The following is a 16,510-nucleotide window of genomic DNA, read 5'->3' as shown; positions in this document are numbered from 1 at the left end:
ACATTTAAGCGTTTCTTTTTAACAGCATCGCATTGGCATGCATGTCGGGGCCTAATGCGAGCATCACGAGGTTATCTTTTTGTATTGATTTATTTTCTTCGAACCAGGCAAGGTTTAAAGCATGTGTTGCAACCGTAACGTTAGCAAATTTTTTCATGGTGCTCAAACATTGTGCAGGCTGCGGCACTATCTGCTTTAACCAGTAATCAACCAAAACCTGTGATGTTTGATGAGGCATAAAACTTATATCAGCGCCTGAGAGATTATTTTTCTTTAAAAGTTCAAGCACGGCTGTAATGGCTTGCTGCATACCGAATGTGCCAAAATCTTTTAAACCTTCTTTTGTTATCTGGAAAAAGTGATTTGAATATATTTTAGGATAACCAATCAAATCAGAAACAGCATATTCCGCCGCCTTTGTAAACATGGTTCCATAATTAGCGCTGTTGGTTACCGTACAATAATCTGCCACAAACCATTTGGAAGCATCATCGCTTAAGCTTACAACGGCTGCACCGGCGCCATCTGCGGCGCTTATTGACTGGGGCGTGTGATAATCCACATTTCTCGTCCAGTTGCCGCCAATGCAGATAAGAACATTCGCTGCTTTTCCGGCCCTTACCAATGCATCGGCCAATAAAAGGCAGGAAGCATAATTGGAATAATCATCTCCTATAGGTATTACCCAGGCATTGGAGGATAAGCCTAATTCTTTATGCACCTGCGTAAGCATATTCGGCTGAACGTATTCGCTGATGGAGCCAAGGCCCAGCAATATATCAATATCGCCGGGTTTTTTACCGGCATTCTCAAGCGCCATAATTGCTGCAGGAACCATAATATCAATCAATCCTTCGTTAGGCTGAAGCACATGGCGTTCATCATATCCTTCAAACATATCCTGGTCAGGCAAATTTTTGCGCAGCCAGTCAAAAATGGGATCTTCATTTTTTCGTATGGCAGATGGCACAGACCATCCTGTACCGGTTATGCGGGGAATTAAAGTACTCATGATTTTGTAATCCAGTCAGGTTCGGAAATATCAAATTTTCTTAAAACAAGTTCGGCAGTCTGAAGCGCCCCTTCCACCCAGGTTTGATTGGTGGAATAGGCTTCGCCGCAGATATAACAGGGGCAACCTTCTACCGGCTGTATCATTTCCTTTAATATTTTTGAAGACTGATAGCCGGGATTCCAGAAATGTACGGCGCCTCCAAACGGGTCATCTCCCCAATCTACAAATGCTGCTTCAAGTGGCTCCGGTGCATCGGTTACATTATGCAATATCATTAGCTGCCTGTGCATCTCCTTCACCATTGCTTTGGGCGCAACACATTTTTTCCAGTTAGCATTAAGCCTGTTATCCCATTCGCTTTGTTTTGCTGCCGCTGTATGAAGCAAATTGGTTTTCGGTTTAAAAGCCATTGGAGAATCTTCAAGTTTTGCATCGCCGGGGCCAAGCGGTATATGCCTTAACCCGCCCCAGAAATCAGAGCTCAACGCATCATTATATACCATAAGAATGGCATTTGTATTATTAGGATCTGCGCCTTCTTGTTTGCCTTCAGTTCCCCAATAATAACATTGCCTGATTGGAATATCCGTTAAGGAACGGCCGATGGCAACGCCTTCTTTTTCCCACCAGGGTTCGTTATAGGCTATAAACATTTTGTATAAATGAATAGGTGCAACCGAATTAAGCAGGAACTGGAAATGCGGGGCAAGCTGTGGATCTAAAACAGGCCCTTTCTGTTCCAGCAGTTCAAGGCTTCGGCGGGGCATGGCCAGCACAACCGCCCTCGCGGATATGGGTTGTGTTTGTTTTTCGAAATGAAGACATACGCCATCAGAACCATCTTCTAATTTGTTGCTGTCAAAACTTGTGAGGGATTTTTCCATTATTACTTCGCCGCCGTGCTGTACAAATTGCTTTTGAAGTATCCAGAAAACCGATTCATATCCTTCATTCAGCAAGTAATATTTTACGCCCGGCGTAAAATCGAAGTATTCACAAATAGCGTCAACTGCGTTGGTATTAAAACCGAGGCAATCATAACCCACAGTAGTTACAGCTATCCTGTAAGCTTCGTGACTTAAATAAGGCGCTATAACATTCCAGAAACCATGCTTGTATAATGGAATGCCATCAATTGTTTGTGCATCGAGGTAATCGCGCAAACCAGGCCCGATATGTTTTAAAATATCAGGCAATAATTTTTCGATGGCATAACCTAAAAAGTTACTCGCAGCATTATTATTACCGCTTTTTAGCCATTGCGTTTCTTCATCGGTGAACTGGTAGGGCAACACATCCGGATCTGAAAGCTGGTTTTCGCGCAGGTATTTACCCCGAAGCAGGATTAGGTTATGCGGATCGTCAACTGTTTGTTCATGCACCGGCAGTTTAAGTTTGTTTTGAACAAGCCCCTGCACAAGTTGTTGCGAAGAAACAAAACGCATGCCTCCTATCTCGCATACAACATCCGGTAAGCCGGGTGCTTTTGCCGATAGGATTCTTCCGCCAATGCGTTTGCTTTTTTCAAAAATGCCAATCTTTAACCGGCCACGTTTTTCTTTCCATTCCTTAAGTTTTGGCGAACTGTCTGCTTCAAGCAGCATGCGCCATGCAGTGTAAATTCCTGATGTTCCGCCACCAACTATGGCAATATCATAATCAGGTAAAGTCGTAGTCATATTTTTAAAATGAGAAGTGATTAATTATTTTGAGAAGATGCAGTTACGATGTATTCAGCATTATAATAAGGTGGAATAGCAGTACGGTCGATATTGGCAACAATCACCTGCGGTATGCCATCGTTATTTGCCCTGCTTAATATAGTTGGCAGCACGTTTTCAAGGTCTTGCGGTGAATTAACAATATAAGCTTCAGCACCGAGACTCCTGGCAAAGCCTGCAATATCAGGGTTGCCCAATTCGTATAATTCCGTCCATACGCCAGGATTTGTTTTATCAGGATAAAAATGCTCCATACCCTGGCTAACCATGTTGAGGTTATTATCGTTAAGCACAACCCAGATGGCACCTGCTTTATAATGCGCCGCGGTTGATACTTCTGCGCCAAACATCAGCATGGCGCCATCTCCAACAATACCTACACAGATAACATCCGGACAGCCTATTTTGGCGCCCACAACAGCACCTACGGCAAATCCCATCGGCCCCATGGAAAGTGCCGTGAATATGGAAGCCGGTGGTTCGATGGCAAGAAAATGAACCGACCAACCCACACAATTACCTGCGTCTATAAAAATTTTACTGTCGGGCGGCAGGCCTGATTGAAGCACCCGCATTAATGCGGCAGGTTTTATGGGGCTTGCGTTTGAATTATAATCAAAACCGGGATCTACAAAAGGCGAATAGGTATTTTTTATTTTAGCAATTGCCTGTTTTCTTAATGTTACCGCTTCTTCATCTGGCGGAAATTGAGGAATCAAGCTGGCCAGGTCAATAATAAATGCGCCTGCTTCACCCACAACACCTTGTGTTACCTCAAAAGAACGGGCAATTATTTTCTGGTTAATATCCACCTGTATTAAAGGCGCATTTTCAACCTGCGGTACAAGGATTTGTGACCAGGAATTGGTAGATAGTTCTCCAAGGGAAGAGCCAATTACCATCAGGCCATCATACGGTGTTTCTTTATCGGTAAAATAATAATAAGGCCACATGCAATCGGCAATGCCATATACACGAAAGGAAAGATCATGCAATTCAGAAAAAATGCCTTTGCCATCAGCCGTGGTTATAACGGGAATGCTGTATGTTTCTACAAATTGTAGAAGGCTTTTGTAAGTGGTAGCATCGGAAAGTGCCTGCCTGCAGCCATTACCCAGTAATAACAGCGGTCTTTTTGCCGCAAGAAAGGCAGCCATAGCTGTTTTTACATCTTCCAGCGGTGCGCCTTTAGGGTTGGTTCTGTAAGCATTGGTATTATGAGGAAGTAATGTATTTGTAACCGGCTCAAGTGAGACATTTACAGGGAGGCTTAAATGAACGGCCTGTCTCGGAATGCCCAGCGCATCTCGTAAGGCCTGCTTAAAAATAGTAGCGGCATCTGAACCACTTGTGATAACAGAGCTGTAACCTGTAGCAGCAGTATAAATGGCTTTGATATCCAGCGTGGCATCAATGCCTTCCTGCAAATAGCCTTTACCATAAAACTGCTGGTCTATTTCGCCGGTAATTAATAACACTGCCGAGCCATCTGCCTGTGCATTCATTATGCCGGTAAGTGCATTGGTGGCGCCGGGTCCCGTTGTTACCATTACCACGCCCAGGTTACCTGTGGCGCGGTAATAGCCATCAGCCATGTAAGAAGCGCCTGTTTCATGCCGGCCAATGATGTATGTAAAGTCGTCTATACTGTTTTTTAGAGTGTTTAATATATTCACTAACCCACCGCCAGGTACGCCGAAAATGTACTTTACACCTTCGAGTTTCAGGAAGTATATAATTAAATTATCTACAATAAGATCATTGGTATTAGTTTCCATAAGGCGGTACTTGAAATTGTATAGATTGAGAAGAAGACACTAAATATATTATTATTTTAAATAATGATAAGCTTTAAGGTGAAAAATATTTTTGAAGCTTGATAAGCAGGTGAATTATAATGTATCGGGAGCTTTAGGTTTCAGCACATTTTTTCCAGCGCTTTGATTAAGCCCGTACAGCATTATTAATTAGAAAGATTTTGGTTGTAAAAATTGGTTGAAGGCACCATTTGTTTTTCAGAGTTAGCGTATTTCCCCTAAGAAGTGCCTGTATCATTATTCCTTCTTTCTGTGAACAATAAGATACCAGTCGTTATCAAGCGGCAGGTAGCCATAATCGTAACAGAAGAAATAAATGTTCCCTTTTTTGTTTATGTATGTATGTGTAATGTATTTAAAGGAGAAGCCTTGCTGCAGCAGATGCTGTTTGGGGGCTTTGCCCATTTCTCCTGCATCATTAAGGAATGATTCTAATATCCGCCGGTTTTTGCCAAGTGTGTTATTAATGTTGCGTACATAATTATTAGGCAAGGCTTTTAGCTGGTTATTATAATTGTTGCGGCAGTAATCGTCACAGAATTTTTTATCAGAGCGGCCTCTTATGGTTTTACCGCAATGCAGGCAGGTTTTAGGTTCTTCCATATACAATCATTCATTATAAAGATAATCACTTCACACATACAAACGTTTACAAACGGTTACATCCGTGAGTAAACGAATAAAATAGGATTAAGGCTTTTAACCCACATCATCTTTGTATCGTCAACCGGCAAGGCGCCACCGCTGATTGAAATAAACAAATTAAAAACCGTAAAAATTATTTTATGTACGCACTTAAAAACAAAGTTCAGCTTATTGGAAACCTGGGTAATAAACCTGAAATCCGCACTACAGAAAGCGGCAAAAAAATGGCCCGTTTTAGTCTTGCTACCGATGAAACCTACCGCAGCGCTAAAGGTGAAAAGATAACAGAAACGCAATGGCATAATGTTATCGCCTGGGGAAAAGTGGCAGAAATAGCCGAGCAGTTTTTATCTAAAGGCAGTGAAATTGCTTTGGAAGGAAAGCTTGTAAACCGGAATTATACCGATAAAGAGGGCAACAAGCGATATGTTACCGAAGTCCAGGTAAACGAAATATTAATGCTTGGCGAAAAGAAACAGCCAAAAGCTTAATACTGTGAACACTAAGCCCGTAAGCCGCGTCTGTTTTATTACGACGTGGCTTTTTCTTTAATAAACATGAAAATTTTATCAAAACAATATTTTAAACTAAAATAATTAGTATTTTGCATGCTAAATGCATTAGCTATGAGTTATGCCGGAAAAAACCTGAAGTATTTGCGTAAGCTGCGCGGATGGACGCAGGAAGAGTTTGCGCATAAATTGAAAATTAAGCGTTCGCTTGTGGGCGCGTATGAAGAAGAACGCGCCGAACCAAGGCTTGACGTACTGGAAAATTTATGCAGTATTTTCAAATTAAGCCTTGATGAATTGCTGCTTAAAGACCTTACAGCGCTTAAGGGTGGCGGCTCTTATATTGATAAACGCCGCCAGTTAAAGCTGCAAGGTGATATTAATGAAATACAGTTTGTGCCGGTTAAAGCCGCCGCGGGTTATCTTGCCGGTTATGCCGACCCGGAATTTATAGATGAACTCAACACTTTCACGCTGCCTATGCTGGCGCCCGGCGAATACCGCGCTTTTGAAATAATCGGCGACAGTATGCTGCCCACGCCAAGCGGCAGCGTAATTGTGGGTGAAAGGGTTGCCGCAATGGATGACATAAGGGCCAACAATACTTATATAGTTGTTTCTAAAAACGAAGGCATCGTATATAAACGTATTATGAAAAACAACCGCTATAAAAACAAGCTCACACTTGTGAGCGATAACCCGCAATACGAGCCTTACCATGTTAATCCCGATGATATTCTTGAGGTTTGGAAAGCGCAGATGGTAATTACAAAAGCTAATACACAGCAACGCTGGGATGTAAACCAGCTTGCAGGCCTCGTAAACAATTTGCAGGAACAGGTTAGCAGCCTGAAAAAGAAAATGAATTAGCGCATCAAAATTCTGTTGAATAGAAATTTCCTGAACAAATAAAGAAGAAAGCATCCCGCCGGATGCCTTCTTCTTTATACAATCTTGTTTTTTCAATAAATAAGGGTAACGTTTATGGCCTGTTCTTATTTTTTATTTACTCACTTAAGCTTATTTCCCGCTTTTGTTTTAAACGCTTCCTGTAAGCCACTTTTGTAATCAGCACATATAATACAGGTATTATAAAAATACCGAGTAGGGTGGCAAAAAACATACCGCCCAATACTGTAAATCCAATTGTAGAACGGGCCTGTGCGCCGGCACCGGTAGCCAATGCCAGCGGCAATACGCCCAGGATAAATGCAAAAGACGTCATTAATATCGGCCGCAACCGCAACCGCACCGCTTCAATGGTTGCTTTAACTAATTCCATTCCATTGTCCACACGTTCTTTGGCAAATTCAACAATAAGGATGGCATTCTTGGCTGCAAGGCCAATGAGCGTTATCAACCCGATCTGCGCATACACATTATTGGAAAGGCTTGGTGTAAATTTCAGTGTAAGTATAGCGCCAAAGGCACCGAGCGGCACTGCCAGCAATACGGAAAATGGTACGCTCCAGCTTTCATATAAAGCCGCAAGGAAAAGAAAGACAAATACAATTGACAGGGCAAATATCAAAGTTGACTGGCTGCCTGCATTCACTTCTTCTCTTGATAAACCGCCAAACTCATATCCATAGCCGGCCGGCAAAACTTTATCGGCTGTTTCCCGCAAAGCAGTAATGGCATCGCCGCTGCTGTATCCCGGCGCTGCATTACCGTTTATTTCAGCCGTTCTAAACATATTAAAATGCGAGATCAGCGGCGGGTTTTCAACCGTGGTATAAGAGATTAGTGTGCTTAAAGGCACCATGGTACCCTGTTGGTTACGCACATAATAGGTATTAAGGTTCTGGATGTTTTCCCGGTACGTACTGTCGGCCTGCGCCATTACACGGAAATTTCTGCCATAGATGGTAAAGTCGTTTATATAACTGCTGCCTAAAAAAGTGGAAAGTGTATTGTAAACATCTGAAATGTTTATCCCCATTTTTTCACATTTTTCCCGGTCAACCTTAACCTGGTAACCAGGTGTTTTAGCCGTGAAAAAGCTAAATGCACGGCTTATTTCAGGCCGCTGGTTCAAGGCACCTACAAAAGATTGCACCACCTGTTCAAATTGCTTGATGCTGTCTGTGCTTTCCTGTTGCTGCAATTCAAAGGTAAATCCGCCTGTTTGGCCCAGGCCAGGTATGGCCGGCGGTGGTATTACAACAACATTCGCTTCCTTAATTCCGGCAAATTGTTTTTGCAGCGATGCAATGATACCGCTTAACTGTTCCGCCTTATCTTTTCTTGTATCCCAAGGTTTTAGCTGGGTGAAGATGGTGCCGCTGTTGCTCTTGCTGGAAAAGGTTACTACGTTCAAGCCGCCCAAAGCTGCAAAGTGGGCAACACCGGGCGTAGAGCCAACAATATCCATCATCTTCTGCAATGTTTCCAGGCTGCGGGCCGTAGAAGAAGCTTCCGGTAATTCGTAAGTAATGTATAGGCGGCCTTCATCTTCCTGTGGTAAAAACCCTGTGGGTTTTGATTTGAAAAGCAACACAGTGCCAACTGCAATACAAACCAATATTATAACTACATAACGTGAATACTTGATTGATTTTAGTACGCCGTTTGAATATTTATAAGTTGTTCGCTGAAACCAGTTATTGAAACTATAAAAAAACCTGTTTAACCAGTTGCGGGAGGAGCCTTTCCGATGCTCGGGTTTTAGCATTATTGAACACAAGGCAGGTGTAAGTGATAAAGCCACAAATGCCGATATCAATACAGAAATAGCAATGGTGATCGCGAACTGCTGGTACAACCGGCCTACAATTCCCGGTATAAAGCCTACCGGCACAAACACGGCAGCCAATATTAATGCTATTGCCACAACAGGCCCCGATATATCCCGCATCGCTTTGGCCGTGGCATCTTTGGCGGATATTTTTTCCGAATCAATATAATGCTGCACTGCTTCCACCACCACAATAGCATCATCCACCACAATACCAATAGCCAGCACAAAGCCAAACATGGTGAGTGTATTAACTGTAAATCCGAGCGGAATAAAGAATATGAATGTACCGATAATAGAAACCGGTATGGCAAGCACGGGAATTAAAGTTGCCCTCCAGTTCTGCAGAAATAAAAACACAACCAGGGTTACCAGCGCCAACGCTTCTAACAAGGTCTTCGCCACTTCGTCAATGGAAACCTTCACCACAGATACGGATTCAAACGGAACCACATAATCTATGTCATGTGGAAAAGACTTTTTCAATACTTCCATCTGTTTGGTAATACCTTCGGCCACATCAAGGGCATTGCTGCCCGGCGCCTGGTAAATCAGCAGATAAGAAGCCTTTTTTCCATCAACAAAAGAATTACTGGTATAGCTGAATTTACCCAGTTGCACCCTTGCCACATCTTTTAAATAAGTAATAGCACCGGTTGAAGGGTTTGTTCTTATAATAACATTTCTAAATTCTTCCTCTGTGCTTAAGCGGCTGTTGGTAAGTACCGTGTATTCAAAAGCCTGGCTGCCCTGCTGCGGTGGCGCACCTACCGAGCCGGCGGCAATCTGAACGTTTTGTGACCTTAAGGCATTGGTAATATCAGATGCCGTTAAACCAAGCTGCCCCATTTTATCAGGCTGTAGCCATATACGCATGCTGAAATCATCAGCGCGGGTAAAAATATCACCCACACCCGGCACACGCAATAAGGCATCCCTGATGTAAATATTAGTATAGTTGTCAACAAAGGGCACGCTGTGAGTACTCTGGGGAGAATACATAGCCACCAGCATGAGGATGCTTGGATTGCGTTTACGAACGGTTATGCCCAACTGTTTTACTTCATCCGGCAGGCGTGGAGAGGCAATGCTCACCCGGTTCTGCACATCGAGCGTGGCGATGTTCGGATCGGTTTTCAGGTCAAAATACGCATTAATGGTTGTGCGGCCATCGCTGGTACTGTTGCTTTGCATGTACGTCATGCCCGGCGAACCATTCACCTGCGATTCTATGGGTGTGGTTACCGTTTGCTCCACGGTTTGCGCATCAGCCCCGGTAAAACTTCCTGTTATCTGCACCTGTGGCGGCGTAATTTCAGGGTACTGGCTTACCGGCAAATTCAGTATTGCCAGCAAACCCACCAACACAATCACAATTGAAATAACTATTGCCGTTACAGGCCTCTTTATAAAAGTATCTGCAATCATTTCTAATCTTCTTAATAATTATTTGGTTACCGGCTGCAGTACGCCGGTTAAGCACGGTTGCGTCGCATCACTTGTACTGCATAATCCTGTTAAGCTTAATGAGCCTGTGCCGAATCAGGTGCCGGTTTTACAACAGAACCGCTTCTCACTTTCTGCACGCCATCCGTTATAATCTTTTCACCTGCTTTTAATCCATCTTTTACAACGGTCTTTTCCATTATTTGCATGCCGGGAACAATCTTTGTCTGAAGCGCTTTATTACTGTCACCCACCACGTAAACAAAATATTCTCCCATTTGCTCTGTAATGGCTTTTGTGGGTATAAGAATGGCACTTTTGTTAAAGCTTTTAATGCGCACATTGCACGTCATACCCGGTTTTAACACACCCTCCGGATTGGTAAATTCAAGCCTGGCCCGGATGGTGCCTGTTTGCGGGTCAACGGCGCGGTCGAGCAATACAATCTTGCCCGGCTTATCGTAAATGCTGCCATCGGGCAGTGCAATGGTAAAAATGGAATCCGCAACAGCGCCGCCCTCTTGCTGCAGTTTTACAAAGCGGGGAATTGCTTTTTCATCCACAGCAAAATCCACAGCCAGTGAATTTTCTGCTGAAATAGTATTTAATACAGTGGTGCCCGGCGAAACAGCAGAACCCAGTTTAACCTGGGAAATGCCAATTACGCCGCTGAACGGCGCATAAATATTTGAATAGCGAAGATTGGTTTCAACGGCAGCGGCGCTTGCCTTTGCAGCTTCTACAGACATTTTTGCTGCTTCTAAATCGGCCAAGGCATTATCAACAGTTTGTTTTGCAATGGCGTCGTTTTTATCAAGCTCAAGATAACGGTCGGCGTTTTTCTGTGCTTTAACCAGGTTTGCCTTTGATACATTCAAATTAGCAATAGCCTGGTTATAATCGCCGGCATATTTCTGCTGGTCTATGGAATAAAGCCGCTGGCCTTTGGTTACGTGCTGCCCGTCTTTAAAATAAATGCCGGTTATATAACCGCTCACCTGTGCATGAATATCAACCTGGTTCAAAGCATTTATGGTGGCGGGATATTGATCGTAATAAAGTGCCGGCGCCTGCTGCACGGTATCAATATTTACAGATACAGGCGGCGCAGCCTGTGGCGGCTGATTATTTTGCTTTGAGCCGCAGGCAACTGCAACTGCCATCATCGTCGAAAAAACTAAAAATTGTGCTGCTTGTTTCATACTTAATAAGTTAAAATGCCCAGTGCTTTTTGTACATCAAGTTTGCTGCTCAACACTTCATACAATGCATTCAGGTAATTAACCTGCGCCGCCCGCAGATCGCTTTCCGCCACAATTACTTCGAGATAGGTTTTTACCCCTGCCTTGTATTGCAGGTTGATCGTATTATAAACATCGTTTGCAAGGTCAAGGTTTTCGCGCTGCACATTGTAATCGTTTAAAACAGACTTATAGGCTGCCAGCGTTTGAGTATATTCTGATTGAATAGAATCCCGAAGCGACTGAAAATTATATTGCAGCCTGTCGAGCGTTAGTTGAGCGCTACGTATTTGCGATGTACGTTTAAAGCCCTGGAAAATAGGAAAGCCTAAGGAAATGCCTACAAAAGAAGATGGAAAATCGTTCTTATATAATTTGGAAAAATCATTGTTGGCATAATAGAAATTATAATTGCCGTATGCAGAAATGTTAGGTATAAAACCCCATTTATAATATTTGAGGTTTGACTGCAGAAGGCTTTGTTCCGTTTTTAATATTTGATACTCGATGCGGGTTTCATAATTTACCTGCTGAAGCGTATCGATAAAAATTTCATTCTTTAACTGAACACTGTCATACACCAGCGAAAAACCATTGTTTTGCGGGTAGCCCATCAGCAGTTTTAAAACTGAAAATTTCGCCTTAACAGCTTCAGCATATTGCTTTTTTTCCGCCTGCGCATTGTTGAGTAAAATTTGCGCCCGCTTATAATCTGTTTTATCAACTACGCCTGCTTTATATTGATTATAAGCATCTCTTACACTCCTGCTTAAACGCGCTATATCCTGGTCAACCAAATCAATCTGCTGCTGCGAAAGCAATACATCATAAAAGGCTTTGCTTACATTCAGCGTCAAATAAATTTTATTGTTTGTGGTAAGTTGCGAAGCTTCTGTGCGTACATGCTTTGCAGTTTGGCTGGCCAGCAAAACATCCCTGTTAAAAATATTCTGTGTTGCAGAAAAATAAGCCGTTGAAAAATTTTTGGGTGCAGTAGAAACCGGCGTGCCATTTATTACAGAAACCGGGGTTTTAAAATAATGCTGCAGCGAATAATCAAGGTTAAGCTGCGGATACCACTCCGACAGTTTTGTTTTTATATTGGCATCAACTATCTGCTCATCAATTAACGACTGCTGTATGCGTGGCTGATGCGCTAAAGCATATTGCACGCATTCATTTAATGTTGCTGCCGTTAAAGTTGAGTCCTGTGTTTGTTGTGCCTGCGTGGGGTTAACAAAGAAATATAAAGCCAATAAAATTATTACCGGTTGCTTGATCATAACTCCATCCCTTTGTAAAACTTGGTTTTATACCGAAAAGCATAAAACGAAAATTAAAATAAGGCGCAAAAATAGGAAATGGATTTAAACAACTGTTTAAATTTTTTTGAATGGCGAAAATGTTATAATTATTTAACAGCGAGCAGGTTACCGCATTTCAAACCGGCATTTTCATCCATCCATAATTAAAATGCCTTGCCCTGTTTCCAACGGCCAAAAGTTGTATTTTTATTTTTCAACGATTGAGAATGGAAATAAAACGCTTGTTCGATTGCATCGGCCACCAGTTACAACATTTTCCCAAACAGGATATGCTTGCTGCCAAAGAGAATGGACAATGGAAAACTTACAGCACGCAGGAAGTAAAAAATATTGTTGATGAATTCAGTGCCGGCCTCATTGAACTGGGCATTGGCGGCAATGATTACAGTGATGAAGGCACTGATAAAATAGGTATAATAAGCAATAACCGCCCCGAATGGATATTTACAGATCTGGCCGTACAACAAACCGGTGCAGTACTGGTGCCTTTGTACCCAACAACCGGCATAAACGAAATACAATTTATACTGAATGATGCATTGGTTAAATATATGTTTGTAAGCAGTAAAGAATTGTATGATAAAATCAACAGCATTAAACCCAATGTTCCATCCTTGCAAAAAATTTACAGCTTTGATGATATTGAAGGCGTTGAAAAATGGACCGCCATTTCAGCGTTGGCTACAGATGCGTCCCGCGCCAGATTGGAAGAACTTAAGCAAACCATTTCGCCCGAAAACCTAACAACAATAATTTATACATCAGGCACTACCGGTACGCCAAAAGGCGTAATGCTCACGCATAAAAATATTTATACCAATGCAATTTTCAGCAAGCAAAGCTTCCCGTTTATTGATGCGCCACAATACAAGGTGCTGAGCTTTTTACCCCTGAATCATATTTTTGAAAAATGTGTTAGCTACATTTATTTGTTCAGCGGCAATGGCATTTATTATGCCGAAAGCCTTGATACCATCGGCGCCAATTTAAAAGAAATTAAACCCGATGGTTTTACAACGGTGCCGCGGTTGCTGGAAAAAGTTTTCGAACGGATTATGACAACCGGCCGCCAGCTAACCGGCATTAAAAAGCAATTGTTTTTCTGGAGTGTAAACCTTGCCGAACAATATGCAACACCCGCAGCTGATTCTCCATTCTATAAATTTAAGCTGGCCATTGCCAATAAACTTGTGTTAAGCAAATGGCGTGAAGCATTGGGAGGCAATATCAAATTCATTATTACCGGCGGTGCTGCCTGTCAGGTAAAACTGCTGCGCATTTTTAATGCCGCAAAAATACCCGTGTATGAAGGATACGGCCCCACGGAAAACAGCCCTGTTATTGCTGTAAACCGGTGGAGTTCGCCGGCAGATTCGCTTATAGGAACTGTTGGGCCTGCAATTGAAGGCATTGAAGTAAAACTTGCTGAAGATGGTGAAATTTGCGTAAAGGGGCCTACTGTAATGAAGGGATATTACAAACGCCCCGACCTTACAGCCGATACTGTGATCGACGGATGGCTGCATACCGGCGATATCGGGACCTGGGTAGATAATAAATTCCTGAAAATAACTGACCGCAAAAAAGAAATCTTTAAAACAAGCGGCGGCAAATATGTGGCACCGCAGGCGCTTGAAAATGTATTTAAAGGCAGCCCTTTTATTGAACAGATAATGGTGATAGGTGAAGGCAAAAAATTTGTAAGCGCTTTGATTGTTCCTGCCTTTGCTTATTTAAAAACGTGGATGGAATTGCATAATATTCCTTTCACCTCTAATGCCGATACGGTAAAAAATGCTGAAGTATTAAAGAAATATGAAACGGTTGTGGAAGAACTGAACCAGCAATTCAACCATGTGGAGCAAATTAAAAAGTTTGAATTGCTGCCCGCCGAGTGGAGCCTCGAAACCGGCGAAATGACGCCCAAAATGAGCCTGAAAAGAAAAGTGGTGCTGGAAAAATTTAAGAAGGTGATTGATGGGATTTATGGCTGATACACCGTATTGTCAAATTTTAAAATAAGATGAAAACACTTAATAAACCCTCATATTTAGTGCATCTTTTTTTCATGAAAGTTTGTTTAATATTTTTACTAGCAACGATAGTTTTCAGCCAAAAATGCTACTCACAAAAAACGTTCTACTTAAAAATTATTCTGGATTCTACAATCGTTCCACAGGAAGTATCTTTTGTTTATTTCAATGGCGTAAAAGAAATTTTTGCTACCGATACTTTTTTCAATAGTCAGTTAGCGTTTAAAGAAAATTTTTTTTCAGAATATCCTTCTTTTCAAATAAGGTATAATCATGATGGGCATACCCTATATTCAAATACTTACCTTATTAATGAAAGCCCTGCAAGCATCTCGTTTTATTATGATACAGGTGAATTAAAATACAAAAACATGGAAAATGTTAGACCTGTTTTTGACACTAGTTCCAATAAGTTATTTGGGAAATTATTGGTGTACAGGAGAAAAGAAGCACGGGCTGTGGATGATTTTTTTAGCAAGAATGGTTATGGCCGTTATGACAATGATTCGCTTCAAAATGTATTTGCTCAAACCTACAAGGCTTTTACTGAACGGACAGTTTCTTTTTTAAAAAATTATTCGGAAGATTATTTTTCCTTCTGGTATTTTACCAACCACGTAATTCCTCCTTCCATTGCCTTGCTTGGAAACGATTCTGCTTTTTTAAAATATTTGTTGGAAACAGCTGAATCTGTTTTCCCGGATAAATATATTAATAGCCCCGGAGGTAAGTATATTGTTAGTTATTTAGACGGGCTAATTCATCCTTATCTAAAAAACAAATTCGCCCCACTTTTTACCGGTAAAGACATATTTGGTTCTATTATAGATATGAACAATTATAAAGGAAAGTATGTGCTGCTTGATTTTTCGGGCCACATGGTGCGGGCCTTGTATGGAAGCTTTACCTTTTATTAAAAAATTACGGAATGATTACTCCGAAAACAAGCTTGAAATCATTGGCATAAACCGTGATTTAAGTTTTAAAGGATTGCAAAACACGGTTACAAATAAAAACATTAAGTGGAGAAATATTTGGGATGAAAATGACGCAATAACGAATTTATTTGGGGTAACTGCGATTCCAACAACTATCCTGATAAATAAAGAAGGGATTATCATTTATAGGGGCACGGGTATAACACCCCAAAATGAAAAAGAAATATTAGAAATGCTAAACAAAAATTTATAAAGTATAATCTAGCTTCATATTTGACAAGCCTACTTATAGAGCAAATTGATATTTGCCGGATTAGTTTTTTGGAGATGAGATAATCTGTTATAATAAATATTCATACATAAAAAAAATCCCCTAATACTTAAGCTGTATCTGGGGGATTTTTAATTCTAAAAATATTTTTAATGATGATGGTGGTGGTCATGCACCTTTTTCTCAAATTCTTCCAGCGAAATCGGTTCTTCAGTTTTACTGGCTTTTTCTTCCAGGAGCTTAAACAGTTTTTCTGTTTGAAGGCGCATATACGTTTCCTCTACAAATTTCTGATCGTTCAGCATGCGGTTGGCATATTCATCCAGCCAGGGCATATCACCCAGGCTCTGCCCCTGCATATAACTGCTTATCTGCCTTATGGCATAATCTTTAACCTCATCGCGTTCAACCGTTATGGCATTCTCATTAATTAGCTTGCTGCTGATCAATGTCCATTTAAGCTGGTTTAAAAATGAAGGCAATTCTTTTTCGGCTTCATCAGGCGTTTTTGCTTTCTCAGAACCTACTTCCAGCCAGCGCTTCAGGAAATTCTCAGGAAATTCAACCTGCACATGATCAATCAAATGGTGATATAGCTGGTCCTGTAACTGGTTACTGCTTTGGGCATCGTAATATTTCTGGATGTCTGCTTTTACAGCATTGCGGAATTCTTCTTCGTTGGTTACATTTCCCTCCGGGTAAATGCCTTTGAAGAACTCTTCATTCAATTCAGCCTTTTCTACAAAACCAATTTTAGTAATCGTAAGGTTGAAGAATTTTTCCGCAGCCGCAGCATCAGCTTTATCAAG

12 protein-coding genes and 1 pseudogene are annotated in these 16,510 nt (G+C 41.6%); 5 read left to right on the top strand and 8 right to left on the bottom strand.

Annotated elements, in window-relative coordinates:
* Positions 1-4: 4 nt before the first annotated feature.
* The 4 genes from ACTHN6_RS09510 to ACTHN6_RS09495 all read right to left on the bottom strand — a co-directional run bounded on the left by ACTHN6_RS09510 (position 5) and on the right by ACTHN6_RS09495 (position 5,156).
* Entirely contained in the window at positions 5-1,012 is a 1,008-nt protein-coding gene (locus tag ACTHN6_RS09510; protein ID WP_440435520.1) for a 3-oxoacyl-[acyl-carrier-protein] synthase III C-terminal domain-containing protein, read from the bottom strand.
* Positions 1,009-2,694 carry a flavin monoamine oxidase family protein gene (locus ACTHN6_RS09505; RefSeq protein ID WP_440435519.1) on the bottom strand — a complete coding sequence of 562 codons (1,686 nt, stop codon included), beginning with the start codon at positions 2,692-2,694 and terminating at the stop codon, positions 1,009-1,011. Before ACTHN6_RS09505 ends, ACTHN6_RS09510 begins: the two co-directional genes overlap by 4 nt.
* 20 nt (positions 2,695-2,714) lie before the next feature.
* Positions 2,715-4,514 carry a thiamine pyrophosphate-binding protein gene (locus ACTHN6_RS09500; RefSeq protein WP_440435518.1) on the bottom strand — a complete coding sequence of 600 codons (1,800 nt, stop codon included), beginning with the start codon at positions 4,512-4,514 and terminating at the stop codon, positions 2,715-2,717.
* A gap of 276 nt (positions 4,515-4,790) precedes the next feature.
* Positions 4,791-5,156 carry a hypothetical protein gene (locus ACTHN6_RS09495; RefSeq protein WP_440435517.1) on the bottom strand — a complete coding sequence of 122 codons (366 nt, stop codon included), beginning with the start codon at positions 5,154-5,156 and terminating at the stop codon, positions 4,791-4,793.
* A 182-nt stretch (positions 5,157-5,338) separates the two neighbouring features.
* On the opposite strand from ACTHN6_RS09495, the gene ACTHN6_RS09490 reads away from it, so the two are divergent.
* A complete protein-coding gene (locus ACTHN6_RS09490) occupies positions 5,339-5,689 on the top strand; it encodes a single-stranded DNA-binding protein (RefSeq protein WP_440435516.1) in 351 nt (116 codons plus the stop codon).
* 117 nt (positions 5,690-5,806) lie between these two features.
* A complete protein-coding gene (locus tag ACTHN6_RS09485; protein WP_245751349.1) occupies positions 5,807-6,580 on the top strand; it encodes an XRE family transcriptional regulator in 774 nt (257 codons plus the stop codon).
* Between the two features lie 136 nt (positions 6,581-6,716).
* Here ACTHN6_RS09485 and ACTHN6_RS09480 read toward each other — a convergent pair whose 3' ends face one another.
* From ACTHN6_RS09480 to ACTHN6_RS09470, 3 genes are all read right to left on the bottom strand, one after another.
* The gene (locus tag ACTHN6_RS09480) at positions 6,717-9,875 is read right to left on the bottom strand and encodes an efflux RND transporter permease subunit (protein ID WP_440435515.1); all 3,159 of its coding nucleotides are present in this window, start codon (positions 9,873-9,875) and stop codon (positions 6,717-6,719) included.
* 95 nt (positions 9,876-9,970) lie between these two features.
* Entirely contained in the window at positions 9,971-11,095 is a 1,125-nt protein-coding gene (locus ACTHN6_RS09475; protein ID WP_440435514.1) for an efflux RND transporter periplasmic adaptor subunit, read from the bottom strand.
* Between the two features lie 2 nt (positions 11,096-11,097).
* The gene (locus ACTHN6_RS09470) at positions 11,098-12,417 is read right to left on the bottom strand and encodes a TolC family protein (RefSeq protein ID WP_440435512.1); all 1,320 of its coding nucleotides are present in this window, start codon (positions 12,415-12,417) and stop codon (positions 11,098-11,100) included.
* A gap of 248 nt (positions 12,418-12,665) precedes the next feature.
* On the opposite strand from ACTHN6_RS09470, the gene ACTHN6_RS09465 reads away from it, so the two are divergent.
* The 3 genes from ACTHN6_RS09465 to ACTHN6_RS09455 all read left to right on the top strand — a co-directional run bounded on the left by ACTHN6_RS09465 (position 12,666) and on the right by ACTHN6_RS09455 (position 15,683).
* Positions 12,666-14,453, top strand: coding sequence for an AMP-dependent synthetase/ligase (locus tag ACTHN6_RS09465; protein WP_440435511.1), 1,788 nt, complete (start codon positions 12,666-12,668; stop codon positions 14,451-14,453).
* A 410-nt stretch (positions 14,454-14,863) separates the two neighbouring features.
* Complete coding sequence (locus ACTHN6_RS09460) at positions 14,864-15,409, top strand: hypothetical protein (RefSeq protein ID WP_440435510.1); 546 nt, start codon at positions 14,864-14,866, stop codon at positions 15,407-15,409.
* Complete coding sequence (locus tag ACTHN6_RS09455; protein ID WP_440435509.1) at positions 15,387-15,683, top strand: TlpA family protein disulfide reductase; 297 nt, start codon at positions 15,387-15,389, stop codon at positions 15,681-15,683. Before ACTHN6_RS09460 ends, ACTHN6_RS09455 begins: the two co-directional genes overlap by 23 nt.
* A gap of 167 nt (positions 15,684-15,850) precedes the next feature.
* On the opposite strand, the pseudogene ACTHN6_RS09450 reads toward ACTHN6_RS09455, so the two are convergent.
* A pseudogene (locus ACTHN6_RS09450) lies at positions 15,851-16,510 on the bottom strand (trigger factor); the annotation flags it as partial.

The sequence above is a fragment of the Parafilimonas sp. genome (assembly GCF_051953455.1).
Taxonomy (GTDB): Bacteria; Bacteroidota; Bacteroidia; order Chitinophagales; family Chitinophagaceae; genus Parafilimonas.
Note: the sequence above shows the minus strand (reverse complement) of the source record. Positions and strands in the feature narration are given on the sequence as shown.

Excerpts from the sequence above, each read along its gene's own strand:
- ACTHN6_RS09500 (WP_440435518.1), bottom strand. The coding sequence starts at position 4,514 with ATGGAAACTAATACCAATGATCTTATTGTAGATAATTTAATTATATAC.
- ACTHN6_RS09470 (WP_440435512.1), bottom strand. The coding sequence starts at position 12,417 with ATGATCAAGCAACCGGTAATAATTTTATTGGCTTTATATTTCTTTGTT.
- ACTHN6_RS09465 (WP_440435511.1), top strand. The coding sequence starts at position 12,666 with ATGGAAATAAAACGCTTGTTCGATTGCATCGGCCACCAGTTACAACAT.
- ACTHN6_RS09475 (WP_440435514.1), bottom strand. The coding sequence starts at position 11,095 with ATGAAACAAGCAGCACAATTTTTAGTTTTTTCGACGATGATGGCAGTT.
- ACTHN6_RS09505 (WP_440435519.1), bottom strand. The coding sequence starts at position 2,694 with ATGACTACGACTTTACCTGATTATGATATTGCCATAGTTGGTGGCGGA.
- ACTHN6_RS09485 (WP_245751349.1), top strand. The coding sequence starts at position 5,807 with ATGCTAAATGCATTAGCTATGAGTTATGCCGGAAAAAACCTGAAGTAT.
- ACTHN6_RS09495 (WP_440435517.1), bottom strand. The coding sequence starts at position 5,156 with ATGGAAGAACCTAAAACCTGCCTGCATTGCGGTAAAACCATAAGAGGC.
- ACTHN6_RS09490 (WP_440435516.1), top strand. The coding sequence starts at position 5,339 with ATGTACGCACTTAAAAACAAAGTTCAGCTTATTGGAAACCTGGGTAAT.
- ACTHN6_RS09460 (WP_440435510.1), top strand. The coding sequence starts at position 14,864 with ATGGAAAATGTTAGACCTGTTTTTGACACTAGTTCCAATAAGTTATTT.
- ACTHN6_RS09455 (WP_440435509.1), top strand. The coding sequence starts at position 15,387 with ATGGAAGCTTTACCTTTTATTAAAAAATTACGGAATGATTACTCCGAA.
- ACTHN6_RS09510 (WP_440435520.1), bottom strand. The coding sequence starts at position 1,012 with ATGAGTACTTTAATTCCCCGCATAACCGGTACAGGATGGTCTGTGCCA.
- ACTHN6_RS09480 (WP_440435515.1), bottom strand. The coding sequence starts at position 9,875 with ATGATTGCAGATACTTTTATAAAGAGGCCTGTAACGGCAATAGTTATT.